The sequence below is a fragment of the Microbacterium sp. EST19A genome (genome assembly GCF_019969685.1).
GTDB lineage: Bacteria > Actinomycetota > Actinomycetes > Actinomycetales > Microbacteriaceae > Microbacterium.
The window spans coordinates 1,182,417-1,202,515 of sequence record NZ_JAHXYZ010000001.1 but is presented as its reverse complement, the minus strand read 5'-3'; the positions used below and the strand labels follow the sequence as shown (position 1 = coordinate 1,202,515).

18 protein-coding genes and 1 pseudogene are annotated in these 20,099 nt (G+C 69.1%); 9 read left to right on the top strand and 10 right to left on the bottom strand.

Annotated elements, in window-relative coordinates:
- Window positions 1-64: 64 nt before the first annotated feature.
- Window positions 65-1,060 (bottom strand): hypothetical protein, encoded by a 996-nt coding sequence (locus LC452_RS05915; RefSeq protein ID WP_223623180.1) that lies wholly within the window; start codon window positions 1,058-1,060, stop codon window positions 65-67.
- A 520-nt stretch (window positions 1,061-1,580) separates the two neighbouring features.
- Here LC452_RS05915 and dnaB point away from each other — a divergent pair.
- The 3 genes from dnaB to LC452_RS05900 are packed head-to-tail and all read left to right on the top strand — an operon-like array spanning window position 1,581 to window position 5,803.
- Window positions 1,581-2,954 (top strand): replicative DNA helicase, encoded by a 1,374-nt coding sequence (dnaB, locus tag LC452_RS05910; RefSeq protein WP_223623169.1) that lies wholly within the window; start codon window positions 1,581-1,583, stop codon window positions 2,952-2,954.
- 21 nt (window positions 2,955-2,975) lie between these two features.
- Window positions 2,976-3,437, top strand: a complete 462-nt coding sequence (locus LC452_RS05905) for a hypothetical protein (protein ID WP_223623167.1) — start codon at window positions 2,976-2,978, stop codon at window positions 3,435-3,437.
- Window positions 3,434-5,803 carry an ATP-grasp domain-containing protein gene (locus LC452_RS05900; RefSeq protein ID WP_223623165.1) on the top strand — a complete coding sequence of 790 codons (2,370 nt, stop codon included), beginning with the start codon at window positions 3,434-3,436 and terminating at the stop codon, window positions 5,801-5,803. The genes LC452_RS05905 and LC452_RS05900 overlap by 4 nt, the downstream gene beginning before the upstream one ends.
- A gap of 15 nt (window positions 5,804-5,818) precedes the next feature.
- On the opposite strand, the gene LC452_RS05895 is transcribed toward LC452_RS05900, so the two are convergent.
- Window positions 5,819-6,523: a spermidine synthase gene (locus tag LC452_RS05895; protein ID WP_223623163.1), complete on the bottom strand. Its 705-nt coding sequence runs from the start codon at window positions 6,521-6,523 to the stop codon at window positions 5,819-5,821.
- A gap of 44 nt (window positions 6,524-6,567) precedes the next feature.
- Window positions 6,568-7,161, bottom strand: a complete 594-nt coding sequence (locus LC452_RS05890) for a TetR/AcrR family transcriptional regulator (protein ID WP_223623161.1) — start codon at window positions 7,159-7,161, stop codon at window positions 6,568-6,570.
- A 33-nt stretch (window positions 7,162-7,194) separates the two neighbouring features.
- Here LC452_RS05890 and LC452_RS05885 point away from each other — a divergent pair, with 33 nt between their 5' ends.
- On the top strand, window positions 7,195-8,202 hold the full coding sequence (locus LC452_RS05885; protein ID WP_223623151.1) for a DMT family transporter: 1,008 nt from the start codon (window positions 7,195-7,197) through the stop codon (window positions 8,200-8,202).
- Here LC452_RS05885 and LC452_RS05880 read toward each other — a convergent pair.
- Window positions 8,140-8,964: pseudogene (locus tag LC452_RS05880) on the bottom strand (PhzF family phenazine biosynthesis protein); the annotation flags it as partial. The gene LC452_RS05885 and the pseudogene LC452_RS05880 overlap by 63 nt on opposite strands.
- A gap of 99 nt (window positions 8,965-9,063) precedes the next feature.
- On the opposite strand from LC452_RS05880, the gene LC452_RS05875 reads away from it, so the two are divergent.
- Complete coding sequence (locus LC452_RS05875; RefSeq protein ID WP_223623148.1) at window positions 9,064-9,537, top strand: DUF6790 family protein; 474 nt, start codon at window positions 9,064-9,066, stop codon at window positions 9,535-9,537.
- A gap of 10 nt (window positions 9,538-9,547) precedes the next feature.
- Here the strand turns inward: LC452_RS05875 and LC452_RS05870 are convergent, their stop codons facing one another.
- Entirely contained in the window at window positions 9,548-9,892 is a 345-nt protein-coding gene (locus LC452_RS05870) for an L-rhamnose mutarotase (RefSeq protein WP_223623146.1), read from the bottom strand.
- Window positions 9,893-9,937: 45 nt separating this feature from the next.
- The gene (locus LC452_RS05865) at window positions 9,938-10,948 is read right to left on the bottom strand and encodes a LacI family DNA-binding transcriptional regulator (RefSeq protein WP_223623144.1); all 1,011 of its coding nucleotides are present in this window, start codon (window positions 10,946-10,948) and stop codon (window positions 9,938-9,940) included.
- 159 nt (window positions 10,949-11,107) lie between these two features.
- Between LC452_RS05865 and LC452_RS05860 the strand changes: the two genes are divergently transcribed.
- The 4 genes from LC452_RS05860 to rhaS all read left to right on the top strand — a co-directional run bounded on the left by LC452_RS05860 (window position 11,108) and on the right by rhaS (window position 15,830).
- Entirely contained in the window at window positions 11,108-12,643 is a 1,536-nt protein-coding gene (locus LC452_RS05860; RefSeq protein ID WP_223624699.1) for a sugar ABC transporter ATP-binding protein, read from the top strand.
- Window positions 12,640-13,671: an ABC transporter permease gene (locus LC452_RS05855; protein WP_223623142.1), complete on the top strand. Its 1,032-nt coding sequence runs from the start codon at window positions 12,640-12,642 to the stop codon at window positions 13,669-13,671. Before LC452_RS05860 ends, LC452_RS05855 begins: the two co-directional genes overlap by 4 nt.
- Window positions 13,668-14,720, top strand: coding sequence for an ABC transporter permease (locus LC452_RS05850; protein ID WP_223623140.1), 1,053 nt, complete (start codon window positions 13,668-13,670; stop codon window positions 14,718-14,720). The genes LC452_RS05855 and LC452_RS05850 overlap by 4 nt, the downstream gene beginning before the upstream one ends.
- A 63-nt stretch (window positions 14,721-14,783) precedes the next feature.
- Window positions 14,784-15,830, top strand: a complete 1,047-nt coding sequence (gene rhaS, locus LC452_RS05845) for a rhamnose ABC transporter substrate-binding protein (RefSeq protein WP_223623138.1) — start codon at window positions 14,784-14,786, stop codon at window positions 15,828-15,830.
- 283 nt (window positions 15,831-16,113) lie between these two features.
- On the opposite strand, the gene LC452_RS05840 is transcribed toward rhaS, so the two are convergent.
- The 4 genes from LC452_RS05840 to LC452_RS05825 all read right to left on the bottom strand — a co-directional run bounded on the left by LC452_RS05840 (window position 16,114) and on the right by LC452_RS05825 (window position 20,089).
- Complete coding sequence (locus tag LC452_RS05840; RefSeq protein WP_223623136.1) at window positions 16,114-16,833, bottom strand: creatininase family protein; 720 nt, start codon at window positions 16,831-16,833, stop codon at window positions 16,114-16,116.
- Entirely contained in the window at window positions 16,830-17,810 is a 981-nt protein-coding gene (locus LC452_RS05835) for an aldo/keto reductase (protein WP_223623134.1), read from the bottom strand. Before LC452_RS05835 ends, LC452_RS05840 begins: the two co-directional genes overlap by 4 nt.
- A gap of 130 nt (window positions 17,811-17,940) precedes the next feature.
- A complete protein-coding gene (locus LC452_RS05830) occupies window positions 17,941-18,798 on the bottom strand; it encodes a helix-turn-helix transcriptional regulator (RefSeq protein ID WP_223623132.1) in 858 nt (285 codons plus the stop codon).
- A 43-nt stretch (window positions 18,799-18,841) separates the two neighbouring features.
- Entirely contained in the window at window positions 18,842-20,089 is a 1,248-nt protein-coding gene (locus tag LC452_RS05825) for a cytochrome P450 (RefSeq protein WP_223623130.1), read from the bottom strand.
- Window positions 20,090-20,099: the final 10 nt, after the last annotated feature.

Here is a 20,099-nt window from a genome sequence, read left to right as displayed (position 1 = left end):
GCGCGCGAAGTGCGCGCGCAGCACTGCATCTGCCGTCCCTGGGGAAGGACGGCGCGACTTTCAGTCAGTCAGGAGAGACGTCGGTGTCGGCGACCGGTGACGCCGGAAGGGCGTCGTCGGATGCGCCGGCGGCCCGCTGCCAAGCAGGGAGCGGGGGCGCCACGGCATCGCTGAGGCGAGCGTGGGCGCTGCTGGAGCCTCCACCGGAACCGGCGGAGGAAGTCGGAGCGGCGGGGGTGCCTGGTGGGGCCCCCGGACCTGATTCCGGAGCCCCGCGCTCGCCGATCGCGACCGTGGATGCGTCAGCGGGGGCTACGGGCTGAGCGGAGAGCGCGGGGACGCTGCCGGAATCGGACACGTCGGGCGCGCCCGACGTGCTGGTCACAACGAGGTACGGGGCCGAGAGGACGCCATCCGGCGCTCCGGGCTCGAATGGCGAGCCGGCGCCGGGAAGCCCGGGCTCGAGTGCTTCGAGGATCGGCGGTACGGTCTCCTCGGCGACGCCGCCGATCACACCGACGGTGTCATCGACGACGCCGACCACCTCATCCACGAGATCACGGGCGCCGAGGTCGTCGACCAGCCCGCCGACGATCGGAAGGCCGGTGACGGCATCCAGGATCGGGTGGGTGATCTGTGAGACGGGAGCGTCCGTGAGGAGGTCGGTGACCGGGGCCACGACGCCCTGCGCGGTCTGCGACGCGGCCTGCACGACGGGTGCCGTGGCCGGGCCGACGACGGGGACCGATGCGACGGTCTGGGTCACGGTGGAGACGACGGCGGGTGCGGCCTGCTGCACGGGAGCGACGACGGCCTGCACGACGGGTGCGGCCACCTGCGTGACGACGGGGGCGACGACCTGGGTGATGACGGGTGCGGTGACGGCGGACACCGTCTCGCCGACGATCGAGGTGAGGCCGTCCAACGGGCCGTCCGGCTGCTCATCGGCGTGGGCCGAGCCTCCGCCGCTGAAGATCGTGAAGGTCGCCCAGGCGAGCGCGACGAGACCGCCCCATTTGACGGCGGCGGGGATGCCGCGTCGGGTGGCCCGAGCGTTCACGTCGACCTCCCCCTCAAAAGGCAACGCACCAATCGACACGATCAGCATCGATTGGGGGCGACGTTACTCGCGCTTCTGGGCGTTGTCCAGGCCTATTTCGCGCAGCCGGAACCGCACAACGCGCGATGACGCGCCCGGCAAAATCTCGGCTTGACTTTCCCCAGGTTCTGCACATGTCCCCACATGACGCAGAAACCTTCAATCAACCGTTGAAGTCGGTTCTCATCCACAGCCTGGGGAATCGAGAAATACCTGGTCAGAGCGATTAAGAAAACCGATATGCGATGCCATCCACGGGGTTATCCACACACGTTCTACACAGACACTCCGGCTTTGTCCGCACGCTCTCCACAGGGTTATCCACAGGCTGTGTTGCACCCGGTTCACGCCGCTCGTACCGTGGTCGAGCGACCGAATGTCGGGGGCTCCTGATTCGCTGTGCATGGCGGCCGGAACGGCCCGACAACACGGCTCCGCCCTCGGGCGGCGCATTCGGAACAGTCGCATCGAAGGGAAAAGCGTGTCGATCGCGGACATCTCAGAGGAGCGCCTGGGAGGGCATCGCCCGCCCGAGCGCACGCCTCCGCACGACCTCCTCGCCGAACAGAGCGCTCTGGGCGGAATGCTCCTGTCGAAGGATGCCGTCGCCGATGTGATCGAGACGCTCAAGGGCGCCGACTTCTACATCCCGAAGCACGAGCTCATCTTCGAGGCGATCCTGTCGCTGTACTCGCACGGCGAGCCGACCGATGTCGTCGCGGTCACCGACGAGCTCATCAAGACCGGTGAGCTCAACAAGGCCGGCGGCGCCGACTACCTGCACACCCTCACCTCGATCGTGCCGACCGCGGCCAACGCCGGCTACTACGCGAGCATCGTCGCCGAACGCTCCATCCTCCGTCGCCTCGTCGACGCGGGCACGCGCATCGTGCAGCTCGGTTACGCCGGTGAGGGCGACGCGACCGACATCGTCAACAGCGCCCAGGCCGAGATCTACTCGGTCACCGGAACCGAGACCGCCGAAGACTACGTGCCGCTGATGGTCGCGGTCGACGCCGCGGTCGAAGAGATCGAGGCCGCGAACGGCCGCGACGGCTCGATGACCGGCATCCCGACGGGGTTCAAGGAACTCGACGAACTCACCAACGGACTCCACGGCGGTCAGATGATCGTCGTCGCCGCGCGACCCGCGATGGGTAAGTCGACGCTCGCGCTCGACTTCGCGCGCGCGGCATCCATCGGCCACAACTTCCCGTCCATCTTCTTCTCGCTCGAGATGGGCAAGAGCGAGATCGCGATGCGTCTGCTCAGCGCCGAGGGCGGCATCCCCCTGCAGAACATGCGCAAGGGAACGCTCGATCCGCGCGACTGGACCACGGTCGCCGCGACCCGCGGCCGCATCAACGACGCACCCCTCTACATCGACGACAGCCCCAACATGACGCTCGTCGAGATCCGTGCCAAGTGCCGTCGGCTCAAGCAGCGCGAGGGCCTGCGCATGGTCATCATCGACTATCTGCAGCTGATGACGTCGGGCAAGCGCGTCGAATCGCGTCAGCAGGAGGTCTCCGAGTTCTCGCGAAGCCTCAAGCTCATCGCCAAGGAGCTGCAGGTCCCCGTGATCGCCCTGTCGCAACTGAACCGTGGTCCCGAGCAGCGGCAAGACAAGAAGCCGGCCATCAGCGACCTGCGCGAGTCGGGATCGATCGAGCAGGACGCCGACATGGTCATCCTCCTGCACCGCGAGTCGGTGTACGACAAGGACGTGCGACCGGGCGAGGCCGACCTGATCGTCGCCAAGCACCGTAACGGTCCGACCGCCACCATCACGGTCGCGTTCCAGGGCCACTACTCGCGCTTCATGGACATGGCCCCGGGCGGCGACTTCGCCTGAGCCGGTCGTTACACTCCCGGCATGGATACCTTCGTTCTCTGGTGCGCCGCGATCGGCGCCTGGTTGCTCGTCGCGGGACCGCTGTACCAGGGCGCTCTCGAGCTCGCGGAGGTCGCAGCCCGCTACGCCGACCATCTGTCGCAACCGGTCGCCCCGGAGCGGCATCCGTCGGAGGTATCGCCCTGGTGGTGGCTGCTGCCTCCCGTGGCGGTCGTGCTGATCTGGCGCAGCGCCCGACGCGAGCGGGCGGCGTACGTCGAGTCCGTGTCTCCCACGACACGCGAAGCGATCACGACGTTCAGCAGTCACGCACAGGGGTGGCTGCTCGTCGCGGCCGGCGCGTTCCTGATCGCTCTCAAGGAGACCTGGCACCTGATTCACGCCCTGCACGGCGGCGTCACGATCTACGTGATCGTCGTGGTCGTCGCCGGGCTCCTCGCGTTCGGCAACACGGTGGCCCGGATGAGGGCGCGCGCCGCGTGACGCCGTCTCGCACGGTGGTGCTCACCGGGGCGCGGGCGCCCGTCGCGCTCGACCTCGCGCGACGCTTCGCCGAAGCCGACTGGGGCGTGATCGTCGCGGACAGCGAGCCCAACCTGACGGCGAGATCTCGTGCCGTGCAGCGCTCCTACCGGGTGCCGTCTGCGCGCTTCCGACCGGCGGAGTTCGCGCGGGCGGTCGCCGGGATCGCACGTCGCCACCAGTCCGACCTCATCGTCCCCACCTGTGAGGAGACGTTCTGGCTCAGCGCCGTGCTCGGGTCGCAGCACGCCGTCGTCGGTCTGGAACCGGATCTCACCCTGCTTCGCGATCAGCTGTTCGCCCCGGCATCCGATGTGCTCGCCCGCCTGCACCACAAGGGAGAGTTCGCCGCACTTCTCGGCGAACTGGGCCTGCCGCACCCCCGCACGGAGGTGATCTCGTCGGCCATCGAGTGGCGGCGGAGACGCGCCGCCGCTTCCGGGCGGACGTCGGGGGCGAGGGTCGTGAAGCCGGCGTTCTCGCGGTTCGGCACTCGCACCGTCATGCTCGCCGGCGGCGAGCCGCTGCCCGACGTCGACCGCATCACCGCCGATCAGCCGTGGCTCATCCAGGAACGGGTGACGGGGCGAGAACTGTGCACCTACGCAGTGGCGATCGCCGGGAGGCTCACCGCGTTCGTCCTCTACGAGCCCGTCTCGCGGGCCGGACACGGAGCCGGAGTCGTATTCGAACGCATCGCGGAGAGCAGCCCGGTCCACGGCGCCGCCCGTTCCCTGGCCGAGGCCCTCGCCGCCGGCGTCGGCCTCACCGGTCAGTTCGGCCTCGATCTCCTGCACACCGACGCGGGGCTCACCATCCTCGAATGCAATCCTCGAGCGACCAGCGGCATCCATCTCTTCGCGCCTGCCGACCGAATCGCGGAGGCGTTCCGTCCTGCCACCGCCGAGCTCATCACGGCATCGCGCGAGGTGGTGCGGCTCGGACTGCCGCACCTCATGTACGGGCCGAGCGGGGTGCGGTCGGTAGGGGATGCCGCGGACTTCGTGCGTCGGCTGGAGGCGCCCGATGTTCTTCGAGAGCCGGGCGATCGAGTGGCCCTGCCCACTCTCACGCGGTCGCTCATCGTGCAGCTGCGCACCGCCCGCACCGCCCGAGTGTCGCTCCTCGACGCCTCCACGCACGACATCGAGTGGAACGGGGAACCCGTCCGGATGCCGTCAGCCGCGTTCCCGCCGCTCTGGGCGGACGCGTTCGTGGATGCCGTCGCGCGCGCCGGCGGCACCCGCGCGGTCGCCGCGAACGTCGATGCCGAGCTGTCGGTCGTCGAGATCGGCGATGAGCGACTGCCGATGACCGTTCCCTCATCGATCTCCCGGCGCCCGAGCGTTCGAAGCGCCGCGTCCGATCCGCAGAGCTACGTGGTGTCACCCGTCACGCATTACCTGCACTACGCCCGCGAGGAGGTGGGCGAGCTGCGCTCTCGCGCCGCCCGACTCGCGGCGCGGGGTCTGCTGCGGTGCCTCGGGGCGGCGCTGGCTCGGACGCACGTCGACGACGTCGCGTTCGTGGGCAACGCCCTGGTCTCCACCAACCTCCACCCGCAGGTCGCCGAGGCGGAGCTCGCCGCGCTGACCGCCGTGCTGCGATCGACCCATCCGCATCTGGCGATCGGATGGCGCAGCGTGCACGGACGCGGGAGCCTGATGCCCGAGATGCTGCGCCGCTGCGGCTACCGCCTCATTCCCGCGCGCAGCGTGCTGTTCACGGACACACGGGGCGCGGCCTGGGCACACGTTCGCGACACCGTGCGCGATCGGGCCGTGTATGAGAAGTCGGCCTATCGCGCACGACCCGCCGTCATCGATCCCGCCACCGGAATGTCGTCCCTGCCCGTGCGGGAGCGGATCGCTCAGCTCTACACGCAGCTGTACGTCGACAAGTACTCCCGCCTCAACCCTCGCTACTCGGCCGCGTTCATCGGGGCCGCGCAGCAGAGCGGGCTCCTCGAGTTCACGGTGCTCGAACACGAGGTCGACGCCCGCATCGACGGGGTGTTCGGGTTCCGTGTGGCTGACGGCTTCCTCGCCGCTCCGGTTCTGGGGTACGACACGACGCTCCCGCAGGAACTCGGCCTGTACCGGATGCTCAGCTACCTCGTGGCCCGCACGGCGCACGAGAACGGGGTCCAGCTGCACAACTCGAGCGGCGTCGCCGAGTTCAAGCGCAACCGAGGCGCCGAGTCGGAGTTCGAGTACACCGCCGTCTACACCGGACACCTCCCCTGGCATCGCCGCGCGGGATGGTGTCTCCTCGAGACGGTGGTGCGAACGGTGGCGGTTCCCCTGGTCCTCCGGGAAGGTCTCTGACGAGGCGCCCGGCTGTCAGCGCCTCACGCCGACGTACACCGTGTTCGACGAGACCCCTCCCGTGAGGCGGTTGTCGAAGTCGACGACATGGGCGCGAGTGTCGTCGAACACCGCGGCGAGGATCTTCATGAAGTCGCCGTCGGGCGGATCGTCGGACCACAGGGCGAAGACGCCGCGATCGGCGAGGTGCCGGGCGAGCGCGGTGAGCCCTGCCTCCGTGTAGAGGTCCGCGTGGCTCGGATCGAGCGTGTGGCGCGGAGAGTGATCGACGTCGAGCAGGATCGCATCGCGACGGCGGGCGTCGGCATCCGGCTCCTGTCGGACGACGGCGAAGAAGTCGTCGTGGGTCAGGGTCGTCCGCGCATCCCTCACGAGCTGCGCCGACACGGGCAGGAGTTCGCGCTCATGCCAGTCGATCACGGCGGGAAGGGCATCGATCACCTCGAGCCGGGCCACCCGCGCGTCGGCCAGCGCCGTCACCGCCGTGTACCCGAGCCCCAGTCCGCCGACGAGAACACTCAGCTCGTCTCCCGTGCAGGCCGCGAGGCCGAGAGTCGCGAGCTCTTCCTCGGCGACGGTGAAGAGGCTCGACATGAGGTACTCGTCCTCGAGCTTCACCTCGTAGATCATGTCGCCCGTCTCCGGGTCCGTGCGGCGGCGGAGCATGAGCTCGCCCATCCGCGTCTGCTGCCAGTCGAGCTCTTCGAACCGTGCGATCATGCGGAGACCTCTCGTCGGCAGACGTCCCACCCTACGCGCTCGCTCTATCGGGCCTGTTCCAGCAGGGTCTTCGCCACGCGCCGCGCGGCGGGGAACGGGTTCGCGAACGTCTCCATCCCGAGCGTGACGATCGCACCTTCGTACAGCAGCATCAACGCCTCGGCCATCGCGCGAGGCTTCGATACGGATGCGTCGCGGCACAGCTCGTCGAACAGGTCGAGCAGCCACACCTTCTGGCGGGACACCTCGGGGAAGACCGGATGCCCGTCGTGGCCGTCGCCGATCTCGGCGCGGGCGTTGATCGCGCTGCAGCCCTTCGAGCTGTTGTCGTCCGACCAGGACTCGGCGGCGTCGAAGATCGCGAGAATCCGCTCCACTCCGGGTTCCGGAACGCGGGCGAGCTGCTCTGCGACGTGGTCGCGCCACCGGGCGTCGCGGTGCTGCAGGTACGCGACGACCAGCGTCTCCTTCGAACCGAACCGGTCGTACAGGGTCTTCTTCGTGACGCCCGCCGCGTCGGCGATGGTGTCGACGCCGACCGCGTGGATGCCCTTCTCGTAGAAGAGTGTCGATGCTGCATCGAGCACCCGACGCGCGCCAGGAGTGAGCGGAGCGAGTTCAGGGACGGACGGCTTCATGCCACGAGTATACCAACCTGTATAGTCGAGATCATGAGTAAACAGATCGGTATACTTTCGGGAATCGTCACGGTCGCGGCCGCCGCCGCCTTCGTGGTGACCTGGAGCTCGGGTTTCCTCATCGCTGCGATCGCCACCGTCGATGCCTCGCCCCTGACGCTGCTCGTCTGGCGGTTCGTGCCGCTCGCGGTCATCCTGCTGGTCGTCGTGTTCATCACGGGCGCGGCGCGGGGGATCGCGGCATCCGACCTCCGCCGGCAGTCGCTGATCGGCCTGTTCTCGCAGTTCGGCTACTGCACGGCGGTCTACGCCGCGCTCGCCGCGGGCATCGCGACGGGAACGGTCGCGCTCATCGACGCGGTGCAACCGCTCGTGATCGCGATGCTCGTCGGCCCGCTCCTGGGTCTGCGTGTGCGCGGCGTGCAGTGGGTCGGGTTGGCCCTGGGCGCCCTCGGCGTCGTGTTCGTCGTGCTGTCGCAGTTCGGCCGATCCGATGCGCACCCGCTCGTGTATCTGCTGCTCCTCGTCGCGATGGCCTGCCTGATCGCCGGCACGATCATCCAGCGTCGGTCGAAGCTGCAGACGGGAATGCTTGCGACCCTGACGATCCACGCCACGGCGACGGCGGTCGCGCTCGTGGTTCTCGCGGCGGCGACCGGCACACTCCTGCCCCCGGCGTCGGTCTCGTTCTGGGTCGCGACCGCGCTCGCCGCGGCCTTCCCGACGCTGGCCGCCTACGGCCTCTACTGGTGGCTGCTGAGGCGTGTCGGCATCACGGCTCTCAACGCCCTGCTCTTCCTGATCGCCCCGTTCACCGCGGTGGCCGGAGCCGTGCTCCTCGGGGAGAGCGTCACGGTCGTCACCGTGCTCGGCTTTCTGCTGTGCGGCACCGGAGTCGCGACCGTGCTCGTCTCAGAGGCGGAGCACGCCCTCGGCGACGACGATGCCGGTGCCGGAGATCGTGACCGCGGGGCCGTCGACCTGCAGGCCGATGAGGCTCGCACGCCCGAGCTTCGTGCCCTGCTCCACCGTGATCGGTGACCGCGGCTGCGCCAGGCCGTCGCGCACGAGCAGCGCGGCGAGCGGTCCTGCCGCGGTCCCCGTCGCGGGATCCTCCGCGATGCCGACGGTCGGATTGAAGAACCGCGCGTAGGCGTCGGTCCCCGATCCCGGATCGACGGCGGTCGTGTAGAGGTAGCAGCCTTCGGCACCGACCTCGGCGAGGAGTGAACGCAAGCCCGCGGTGTCGGGCTGCGCCGCATCGACGGCACCCGGATTCCGCGCGGGAACGAGCAGATGCTCGGCACCCGTGGAGACGAGCTCCGCGGCGCGATCGCCGCTGAGGTCGGCCGCATCGAGACCGAGGGCCGCAGTGAGGGCGCCGCGGTGCTCGTCGTCGACGGACGCCAGGAACCGCGGCTCCGACTGCCGCATCGCGACGACGGATCGACCGGCGGCATCGCGGGTGACGCTGACCGGGAGCAGCTCCTCGCCGATCTGCTGCACATACCGTCCGCCACCCTCATCCAGTCGGCCGGATGCCGCCAGCCACAGCCACGCGCCCATCGCGTTGTGGCCTGCCCCCAGCACCTCGAAGCCGCCCGGAGTGAAGGATCGGAGGCGGTGATCCGCGCCGAGGAGGGACGGCCGCACGAGGAACGTCGTCTCCGACTGGTTGAACTCGCGGGCGATGGCTTGCATCGTCTCGGTCGGCAGCGCGTCCGCGTCGGGCACGAGGGCGAGCGGGTTGCCCGCGAGGGGAGTGGCGGCGAAGACATCGACCCAGAAGAAAGGCACATTCATCAGCGGTTCCTCCGGTCGTGTGGGCGGTTCCTCACATGCTAGAAAGTCCGCTGCCGCGCGTCTATGCTTTCGGCTATCACCGCAAAGAGAGCCGTCGCCATGGGCTATTTCCTCCTCGTCATCGCGCAGACGGTCGTGCTGCCGGTCGTGTCCGGCATCATCGAGCTCGCCACGGTCGGGGGCGACCCCGTTCTCGTCTTCGGCAAGTGGTGGGTGTTCTGGGGCATCGGCACGCGTCTGCTGGTCGCCGGCATCGCCCAGATGTCGGGCAAGGGACCGACGGCCCAGATCCTGGGTGCGGCGAAGCCGAGCGTGCAGGAGACGCAGCTGACACGCGAGCTCGGGACCGCCAACATCGGATTCGGCCTCGCCGGCCTGCTGGCTCTGGTACCCGGATGGGCGGCTCCGGTCGGCGTCGCCGGCGGCGTCTTCCTGTTGATCGCCGGCCTCATGCACGTCGCGAAGAAGGGCAAGAACGCGAACGAGAGCCTCGCCACCTGGACCGATCTGCTCGTCGGCGTCGTCGCCATCGTGCTGCTGGTCTCCACGCTCGTCCGCGGCGTCGGCGGCTGACGCCCGCCGGTCAGGCGCCGGATGCCTCCCGCTGATCGTGCAGGTTGAACACCTCGACGAGCGGGGTCGCGGCCTGGTCGGCACGGCCCTCGAGACCGACGAAGAACTCGGCCATCGAAGCCTCCCACCGGGCGGCGACGGGTGACGCCGCGAGGTACGCCCGCGCGGCGTCGTCGTCATCGGTCTCGTAGTACCCGAACAGGCGCCCGCCTTCGCCGAGGAAGATCGAGTAGTTGCGTCGACCGGATGCCGCGATCTCGGCGAGCATCTCGGGCCACACCGGCGTGTGACGGGCGACGTACTCGTCGATCATCCCGGGGGCGATCTGCAGCTGGAAGGCGATTCGTTCGGTCATCTTCTCTCCTCGTGAGGCATCTTGTGAGGCATCGGCTCTGGTAGGTCAGTTCGTCGCGGTCGAGCGGCGCACGACCAGCTCCGGCTGGAACACCGTCTGCCGCGGGATGAGCTCGGGGTCGTCGCACTCCTCGAGCAGCACCCGCAGCGCGGTGCGGCCGATCATGCCGCTCGGCTGGCGGATCGACGTGATCGGCACGGCCGCGGCCGCGGCGAACGAGATGTCGTCGAACCCGATGAGGGCGATCTCGTGCGGCACCAGCATCCGCCCATCCACGATGAGCGATTGCAGCAGTCCCAGTGCGACGAGGTCGTTCGCGGCGAACATCGCATCGGGCCACTCCCGCCTCGGACGACTCAGCACGCGGGCACCCACGGCAACGCCTTCCTCGACGGTCATCGCGTCGGTGGCGAGCACCTCGAGCTCCACGGCATCCAGTGCGTTGTCGGCGGCGACGCGCGCCCCGGCCAGCCGGTCGGTCACCTGCCGCATGTCCATCGGCCCTCCGACGAACGCGATGCGGCGCCGGCCCGTGTCGATGAGGTGCTCGACCGCCATCCGTCCTCCGGCGACCGAGTCGACCGAGACCGAGCTGAACCGGCTGTTGCCGCCGAAGCGATCGACGAGAACAGCACGGATGCCGCGGGCGCGCAGCCTCTCGAGACGCGGCAGGATGTCGCCGTACGGCGAGATCAGCACACCACGCACCTGTTGCTCCTCGAAGAGGTCGAGGTACATGCGCTCGCGGTCGGAGTCCTCGTCGGTGTTGCCGTACAGCACGGCGATGTTGTGGCGGGAGGCCTCGTCCTCGGCGCCCCGCACCACGTCGTTGAAGAACGGATTCTGCCCGTTCAGCACCACGAATCCGACCGTGGTGCTCACACCGGCACGCAGTTTTCGGGCGGCGTCGTTGCGCACGTATCCCAGGTCTTCGATCGCCTTCAGCACGCGTTCGGATGCATCGCTCGACACCGTCTCGGGCCGGTTGAGAACGTTCGACACCGTGCCCACCGAGACGCCCGCCGTCTGGGCGACGTCTCTGATGCTGACGACCATCTGCGCTCCTTCGCTGCGGTGATCTGCCCCGCTCGGTAACCGTCCGGGGTCGAATCCGGACTGTGACTTGACCAGTGGGGATGCGGTGCTTACAGTATCCCTGAATCGAGTTTGAATCGATTCATCATATTCAACCTCGACGAGGAGGCACCAGTGCCCATCGATGCCGCACCTGTGGTCCTCGAACTCTCGAAGGTCGTGAAGTCGTTCGGCGCAGTGGTGGCACTGCGCTCGGGGAGCCTGCGGCTGACGACCGGTTCGATCCATGCGCTCATCGGCGAGAACGGCGCCGGAAAATCGACGCTCGTGAAGATCGTCGCCGGGCTCTACCACCGCGACGGCGGCTCGTTCCAGCTGGACGGGGAGGATGTCGACTTCTCCTCGACCGCGCAGTCCAAGGCTGCCGGGATCGCCGTGATCTACCAGGAGCCGACGCTGTTCCCCGACCTGTCGGTGACCGAGAACATCTTCATGGGCCGCCAGCCGGTGGGTCGACTCGGCCGCATCGATCGCAAGGCGATGCGCCGCGAGGTCGAGCGCCTGTTCACCCGGCTCGGCGTGACGATCGACCCCGACCGTCCGGCGGAGGGTCTCTCCATCGCCGACCAGCAGGTCATCGAGATCGCCAAGGCCGTCTCGCTCGACGCGAAGGTGCTCGTCATGGACGAGCCGACCGCCGCGCTGTCCGGCGTCGAGGTCGAGCGGCTCTTCGCGATCGCCCGCAGCCTCCGCGACGAGGGGCGAGGGCTGATCTTCATCTCGCACCGCTTCGACGAGGTCTTCGCGCTCTGCGACACCGTCACGGTCATGCGCGACGGCGCCTACATCTCCACGACGCCGATCGCCGAGACCACTCCGGCCGAACTCGTCCGCCAGATGGTCGGTCGCGACATCACCGAGCTCTTCCCCAAGCAGGAGACGACGATCGGGGAGCCGCTGCTCGAGGTCGAGAACCTCACCAGCCCCGGCGTCTTCCACGACATCTCGTTCACGGTCCGCTCGGGCGAGATCCTGGGACTCGCGGGGCTCGTCGGGGCCGGCCGCAGCGAGGTCGCCCGCGCCGTGTTCGGCATCGACGACTACCGCGAGGGCACCGTGACGATGAAGGGCAGGCGCATCCCGCGCTCCCGCCCCACCGAAGCCATGCGCGCCGGTATCGCCCTCGTGCCCGAGGACCGCCGCAAGCAGGGGCTCGTCATCGAATCCGGGGTGGGCCGCAACATCACCACCGCCATCCGCCGTCGCCTGTCCCGCTTCGGCCTCATCACGACGGGCGTCGAGAACCGTGCTGCCCGCGAGTGGGCGAGCCGTCTCGAGGTGAAGGCGCACGCGCTCGACACCGTCACCGCCACCCTCTCCGGAGGCAACCAGCAGAAGGTGGTGCTGGCCAAGTGGCTGGCCACGCAGCCTGACGTGCTCATCATCGACGAGCCGACCCGCGGCATCGACGTCGGCACGAAGGCCGAGGTGCACCGTCTTCTCTCGCAGCTCGCCGCAGAGGGCAAGGGGATCCTGATGATCTCGTCCGAGCTGCCCGAGGTGCTCGGCATGGCCGACCGCGTGCTCGTCATGCGCGAGGGACGCATCACCGCCGAGCTCGAGCGCGCGGATGCCACATCCGAGAACGTCATGTTCGCCGCGACCCACGCCACCACCTCGGCCCACGCCGGCACCGACGCGGGGGAGAACTCGTGACCACCACCAGCACCACCCGCATCCCGGTGTCGAGCCTCACCAAACGCGTCGGCACGCTCGGCAAGGCCCGTGAATTCGGCATCCTGATCGCCCTGGCGCTCGTCGTGATCGCGGCCACGGCGAAGAACCCGGCGTTCCTGTTCAGCCCCGACGGCTGGCGCGACCTGCTGCTGACGCCGTCGATCCTGGTGCTCGTCGCCGTCGGGCAGGCCTTCGTCATCATCACCCGCAACGTCGACCTGTCGGTCGGCTCGGTCATGGGGCTCTCGGCCTACCTCACCGGTCGCATGTTCATCGACTTCCCCGGCATCCCGATTCCGCTCGTGGTGCTGTGCGCGGTCCTGTTCGGCGCCGCCCTCGGGCTCATCAACGGCGCCCTCGTGGCGTTCGCCCGGGTGCCCGCGATGGTGATCACGCTCGGCACGCTGTACGCCTACCGCGGCATCAACGTCATCTGGGCCGGGTCGACCAGGGTCAACGCCTCCGACATGCCGAAGGACTTCCTCGCGATCGGCACCGGCGACATCCTCACCATCCCGATCCTGGCCATCGTCGCGCTCATCGTGCTGGCGGCAGCCGCCTGGTACATGCGGAACACCCGTGGAGGGCGCGAGTACTACGCGATCGGCTCCGATCCGGCGGCAGCCGAGCTCTACGGCCTGCGGGTCGTGCGGCGGGTGCTCACCGCGTTCATCCTGTCGGGTGCGCTGGCGGGTCTCGCGGGCGTCTTCTACGCCGCGCGGTACGGATCGGTGAGCTCGCAGGCCGGTGCCGGCTGGGAACTGGATGCCGTCGGCGCGGCCGTCATCGGCGGCATCGCCATCACCGGCGGCGTCGGAACCGTCTGGGGTGCGGCGATCGGCGCGATGCTCCTCATGACCATCAATCGGGCGCTCCCGATCCTCGGTATCCCCGACTTCTGGCAGCGCGCGGTCGTCGGCGTGCTCATCATCGGCGCGATCGTGCTCGACCGCTGGCTGGCCGTGAGACAGCGGCAGCGACTCATCGAAGCGAGGGACCAGTCATGACCTCCGTGACCACCACCACGAGCACCAACCGCGTCACGCGCGACTTCGAGCGACCGCTCTGGCGCCGGGTCATCGTGAGCCGCGAGATGGCGGTCGTCGCGCTGCTGATCGTCGTCGTGCTCTACTCGATCGCCACGGTGCGCGGCTTCGGCCAGCCGATCACGGTCAACTACCTGCTGCTGGACGTCGCTCCCATCCTGCTCATCGCGCTGCCGATGACGCTCATCATGATCACCGGCGAGATCGACCTCTCGGTCGGCAGCATGGTCGGTCTCGCGAGCGTCGTGACCGGCGCGGGGGTGCAGGCCGGGCTGCCGTTCGAGGTGGCCGCCATCCTCGCACTGCTCGTCGGAGCCCTCGGCGGCGCGTTCAACGGCTTCCTCGTGACGGTGGTCGGACTGCCGTCGCTCGCCGTGACGATCGGCACGCTCGCACTCTTCCGCGGCCTCGCGGTCGGGCTGCTCGGTACCACCGCGGTCACGAACTTCCCGGAGACGTGGACCGCGCTCGCGAAGGCGAAGATCTCGGGCACGACGATCCCGTACATCATGGTGCCATTCCTGATCCTGCTGGTGATCTTCATCATCGTGCTGCAGTTCACGCCGTTCGGCCGAGGGATCTACGCGATCGGACTCTCGAAGGACGCCGCCCGCTTCTCGGGCGTGCACGTCGACCGCACGAAGTTCATCCTGTTCATCCTCGCCGGCGTGGTCTCGGCGTTCGCCGGGATCTACTACACCCTGCGCTTCGGCAGCGCCCGCGGCGACAACGCCACAGGGCTCGAGCTGCAGGTGATCGCGGCGGTCGTGCTCGGCGGCGTCTCGGTCTTCGGAGGCCGCGGTCAGCTCTACGGCGTCGTCGCGGCGGTGCTCCTGATCGGGGTGCTGTCCAGCGCGCTGCGGCTCGCGAACGTCACCTCCGACGTGATCAACGTCATCACCGGAGTGCTGCTCGTGCTGTCGGTCGTCAGCGCCAGCGTGCTGACCTGGCTCCAGAGATCCCGACGGCGTCCCAGCCGTCCTCCCCGCGTCGCAGCGACCACAGCCTGACGACAGCTGCGTCCTTCGGCCGACGACACCCGTCCCGGCCACCCGCACGAAAGGAAGAAAACAATGAAGTTTGCACGCAAGCGTGTGGCTGCGGTGGCCGCCATCGCGGTCGCCACCGCACTCGTCCTGTCCGGCTGCGCCGACACCGGAGGTTCCGGCGGAGGCGGCGGGTCCGAGGAGGGCTCGGGTGGCAGCGACAACCTCGCGATCACCTTCCTGCCGAAGAGCCTCGGCAACCCGTACTTCGACACGTCGAGCAAGGGCGGCGCGGCTGCCGTCGAGGAGCTCGGCGGCACGTTCTCCGAGGTCGGCCCTGCCGAGTCCGGTCCTGACGCGCAGGTGAGCTACATCAACACCGCGACGCAGCAGGGCGTCGGCGCCCTGGTGGTGTCGGCGAACGACCCGAAGGCGATCTGCGACGCCCTCGACGAGGCTCGTGCGGCGAACGTCAAGGTCGTCACCTTCGACTCGGACACCAACCCCGAGTGCCGCGACCTGTTCATCAACCAGGCCGACGCCGACGGCATCGCCAAGATCCAGGTCGACCTCATCGCCGAGCAGATCGGGGATGCCGGTGAGATCGCGATCGTCTCCGCGACCGCGAACGCGACCAACCAGAACGCCTGGATCGAGAAGATGAAGGAGCTGCTCGCCTCGGACCACCCTGACATCACACTCGTCGAGACCGTGTACGGCGACGACGACGAGCAGATCTCGTTCGACAAGACCGCGGCGCTGCTGCAGTCGCACCCGAACCTGAAGGGCATCATCTCGCCCACGACGATCGGCATCTCGGCAGCCGCGCGCTACCTCTCTACGTCGGACTACAAGGGCAAGGTCGCGCTGACCGGTCTCGGCACGCCGAACCAGATGCGCGAGTACGTCGAGGACGGCACCGTCACCTCGTTCGCGCTGTGGAACCCGGAGGACCTCGGCTACCTGTCGGCGTACGCCGCCGCCGCGCTCATCAAGGGCGACATCACCGGCAAGGAAGGCGACACCTTCGAGGCGGGCGAGCTCGGCGAGTTCACCGTCGGACCCGACGCCACCGTGCTGCTGGGCGACCCGTTCGTCTTCGACAAGGAGAACATCGGCGAGTTCGACTTCTGAGTCGAGTCGCACCAGAGGGGGCCCGGCCGGGGAGATCCGGCCGGGCCCCTTCGCATCCGCCACGCGCGCCTCTTCGCACGGAGGGGAGGGAAGCGGATGCTGCGAGGAAGCGGATGCTGGATCGATGCGCAGCCCGGGCGGCGCAGCATCCGCCCACCCCTCGCGCGAAGCGCCGTCGCACGATCGGGAGGAGAACTCACGGTATGAAGGAGGTTCTGGCCGAGAATCTCCTTCGTTGCGTGAGATCTCCTTCGTTCAGGGGGACCAGCGGATGCCGCGCGGCTCACTCCGTGGCGAGACCCGCGATCCACGTGACGAGGTGATCCCGCAGGCCTCCCGCTGCGGCGACGTCGAGGCGACGCGGGTCGGGGCCGAAGACGCCGTGCAGCGGGTGGTCGGCGCGGTGGCGGTCCTGCCCGAACGGGTTCTCGCCCTCGGGCGCAGGGAACGCATCCGCGTCCGGCAGGGCGTCCACGTGGACGAGCTCGGGCGCCAGCGAGTGCAGCAGCAGAGACTCGAAGCGGCCGGCGTGGTCGGGAGCGACCGGCGGTTCCGGCGCCTGTCCGAGAGTGCGTGCCACGGCGTGCAGCGGCTCACCCGTCTGGTTCCACTGCTCGGCGACGCGCGTGATGAGGTCGCGCTGCTCGTCGGCGAAGTGTCCGCTCAGCAGCACGACGCGGCGCACGCCGAAGTCCGACAGGCGCGAGAGCGTCTCGGTCAGCAGGGTCTCGATCGCGGCGGGGGAGTCGCTCATGATCGTCCACGGGTAGCGGGAGTGCTCGCCGCCCACCGCCTGATACACGGCCGGCAGCACGATGCCGCCGCTCGCCTCGGCCGCCCGCAGGCACAGCCCGTAGGCGGTGAGGGCGTCGAGGCCGATCGGCAGGTGCGGACCGTGGAACTCGAGCGAGCCGAGCGGCAGATAGGCGACGGATGCCGCCGCGAGGCGCTCGTCGATCTCCTGCGGGCTGAGCCGCTCGACAGCGGCGGTGCGACTGGTCATATGTAGAAGTTCCTCTCCCATTCGAAGCGCGCGAGCTGCTCGTGGAGTCCCTCGGCGAGACCGCGGCCGTCGGCGAACGACAGGTTGCGGGCGATGCGCGCCTCCGTCGTCATGCCGACGATCGCGGTCGAGACCTCGGGGCGGTCGAGCACGAACCGCACGGCTGCTTCGTCGAGCCCGTCGTAGTGCGGCTCGGTGACCTTCTTGATCTCGGCGATGCGCGCGAGGGTCTCGGTGAAGCGCTCGCCGCGGAACATCGTCTTCGCCACCGAGCCGTCGGTCCATTCGTCGTATGTCGAGGGAGTCCATGCGCCGCTCAGCGAGCCGGAATCCAGCACGACGCGGGCGATGATCGCCGTGCCGGATGCCGCTGCCGCCGCCAACAGCGCCTGTTCCGGCTTCTGCTCGAAGATGTTGTAGATCACCTGGATCGAGTCGACGAGCCCTGCCTCGGCGAGGGCCACGCCCTCATCGGCCCGGTAGTCGCGCAGCGAGACGCCGATGCGGTCGACCTTGCCCTCGGCCTGGAGCTCCTGCAGCGTGTCGAGCCAGCCGCGGTCGTGCATGCCGCCCGGCATCCAGCAGTGCAGCTGCAGCAGGTCGAGCCGTTCGACGCCGAGGCGACGCAGCGACTGTTCGGCCTGCGCGCGAAGGTACTCGCGGGGGTAGGCGGCGGCGATGTCGGGATCGTCGACGGAGGGGTGCGGCCACGCGACAGGCTGCACCTTGGTGGCGACGTGGACGCGCTCGCCTTTCCACTCCCGGAGCGATCGGCCGACGATCTCCTCGCTGTGCCCCGATCCGTACATCTCGGCGGTGTCGACGAGGTCGATCCCGCGCTCGTAGGCGTCGATGAGCGCGCGCACCGAGGCGTCGTCGTCGACGGGGCCCCACTGGCCGCCGAGCTGCCAGGCCCCGAAGGAGACTTCGCTGATGTCCCATCCTGTGCGTCCGAAAGGTCGGCGGTGTACGGCCATGGGCAGGGCGCTCCTTCACGCTCGGGCGCAGGCACTGCGCGTCGTCCCGTCAAATCTACGGACGATCCGTGCGCGGAAACGGGCGCTGGAACCCGGAAACATGGACTGGGCGAGCATCCCCCGCCGTCGATCAGGGACGCAGGGCGGCGCGGGCGAACCGGCTCGGGGCCACTCCGTACGCGCGGCGGAACGCGCGCGAGAAGTACAGCGGATCGGGATACCCGACCAGCTGCGCGACCTCGCTCACGCGCAGGCCCGTCGTCCGGAGGAGACTGGCCGCTTCGCGCAGGCGGGTGTGCCGGATCCAGGACTGCAGGGATTCTCCCGTGTGCCGCGTGAACAGCCGCTGGGCGGTGGTCTCGCTGCACCGCGCGGCCTCGGCGACGCGCGCGACCGTGAGCTGTTCGGCGATGTGATGGCGGATGAACGTCATCATCAGCTCGAGCGCACCGGGAAGCGTGGTCTGCGCGGCGTGCACGTCGGCCCAGGAATCGTTCTCCAGCAGGATGACGCGGCCGAGCGCCCGGAAGTACTCCTCGTCGAACGCGCCCTCCGCCAGCCGCTCGATCGCGATCGTGCCGAACTCGGTGATGCGGCGGGCGGCGCCGTTCTGCATCGTCGACAGCCCGACCCGGAACGCCGACGAGTCGCCGCGGCGGGCCGGATCGTTCAGCAGCGGGTCGCCGGGAAGATGCGCAACCCGCGGGATCACCGCCGTGTCCCGGTCGTGTCTCGGCACGATGTGCAGGGTGCCGATATGGAACGGTCCGCGCTCCTGCGCGCGGTACTCGACGTGGTGGCTCCAGGGGAGGCGGATGACGTGCTGCGCGTCGACCGCGAAGCGCTGCCCGCCGGCTCGGATCTCGCCGGAGCCGCTGATGATCCAGATGAAGGAGACGCTCTTCACGTGCGGGTTGACGATGCGCTCGCCCGGCGTGAACCGGTACCAGTTCGCCCCGACGACGACGGGGTCATCGTCGGGATGCATGGCGCCTGCCTTTCTCCGATGATGCTAGCTCGTGCGCCGTCGCTCAGCCCGCGAGACGCACGGACACCGTCCCCGCTTCGTAGACGGCGACGGGATGCGCGAAGGGCTGCGGCGTCAGCTGCTCGGCCTCTTCGAGGACCAGGTCGGGGAAGTTCTCCAGCAACGCGGTGAGCGCTTCGCGGATCTCCACTCTCGCGACCTGCTGACCGATGCATCCGTGGATGCCGTACCCGAACCCGAGGTGTCCGAAGGCGTCGCGCGCGACGTCGAACTCCTCCGCGCGCTCCCAGTGCCCGGGGTCGCGGTTTGCCGCGACCGGAGACACAGACACCGACGTTCCCGCGGCGATCGGCGTGCCCTCGATCACGACGTCCTCGGTCGCGGTGCGCGCGAAAAGGGTGACGAACATCGCGCCGACACGCATGAACTCCTCGACCGCGAGGCGGATCCGCTCCGGGTCGCCGCGGAGCACGGCGAGCTGCTCCGGATTCGTGAGCAGAGCGACGGATGCCGTGGCGATGAGGTACGCGACCGAGTCGCGCCCCGCGCCCATGAGCAGCCGGAGCAGGCCCTCGATCTCGACGCGCTCGAGGTCGGGGTTGTTCAGCAGATCGGTGATGACGTCTTCGCCCGGCGAGTCGCGACGCTCCTCGAGGAGGGCGCGGATGAAGTCGTACTTCTGCTGCGCGCTCGACGACTCGACGAACAGCTCGACGAAGCGGTGATAGAGATGATCCGGGATGCCGATGACCCGGCAGTGCGTACGGGCCGAGATCGGCATGGCGTAGTCGCGCCACAGATCGACGACGGGCCCCCGAGCCTTCAGCTGGGCGATCTGCTCGGCGATCATCTCTCGGATCCAGGGCTCTCGCGCGCGCGCCTGACGGACCGAGAACCGTGCCGTCACCGCGCGGCGCAGTCGCGAGTGCTCCTCGCCGTCGAGGTTCAGCAGGTTGAGGTAGTCGGAGCGCTGGCCGGCCTCGTCGAGGTCGCCCGGTGCCTCGAGCGGCACGGCGGCGCTGTCGGCCTGCTCGTCGCCGTGGGCGCCGTGGCCCGCGTCGCCTGGTCCCCTCGGCATCCGGCTCGGACGCATGCTGAACCGCGGATCCTGCAGCACGCTCACTGCCGCCTCGTACCGGGTGGCGACGAGGCCTTCGTGTCCGTCCTGGAAGTCCAGGGGCACGAAGGCGCCCTGCTCGCGCCATTCCGCGAGCTGCGGCGAGGGCGAGAGGGGCGTGCCGTCGCCGGGCAGCGAACGGGAGTGGAACGGGCATTCTGCGGGGATCGTCATCGACCGTCTC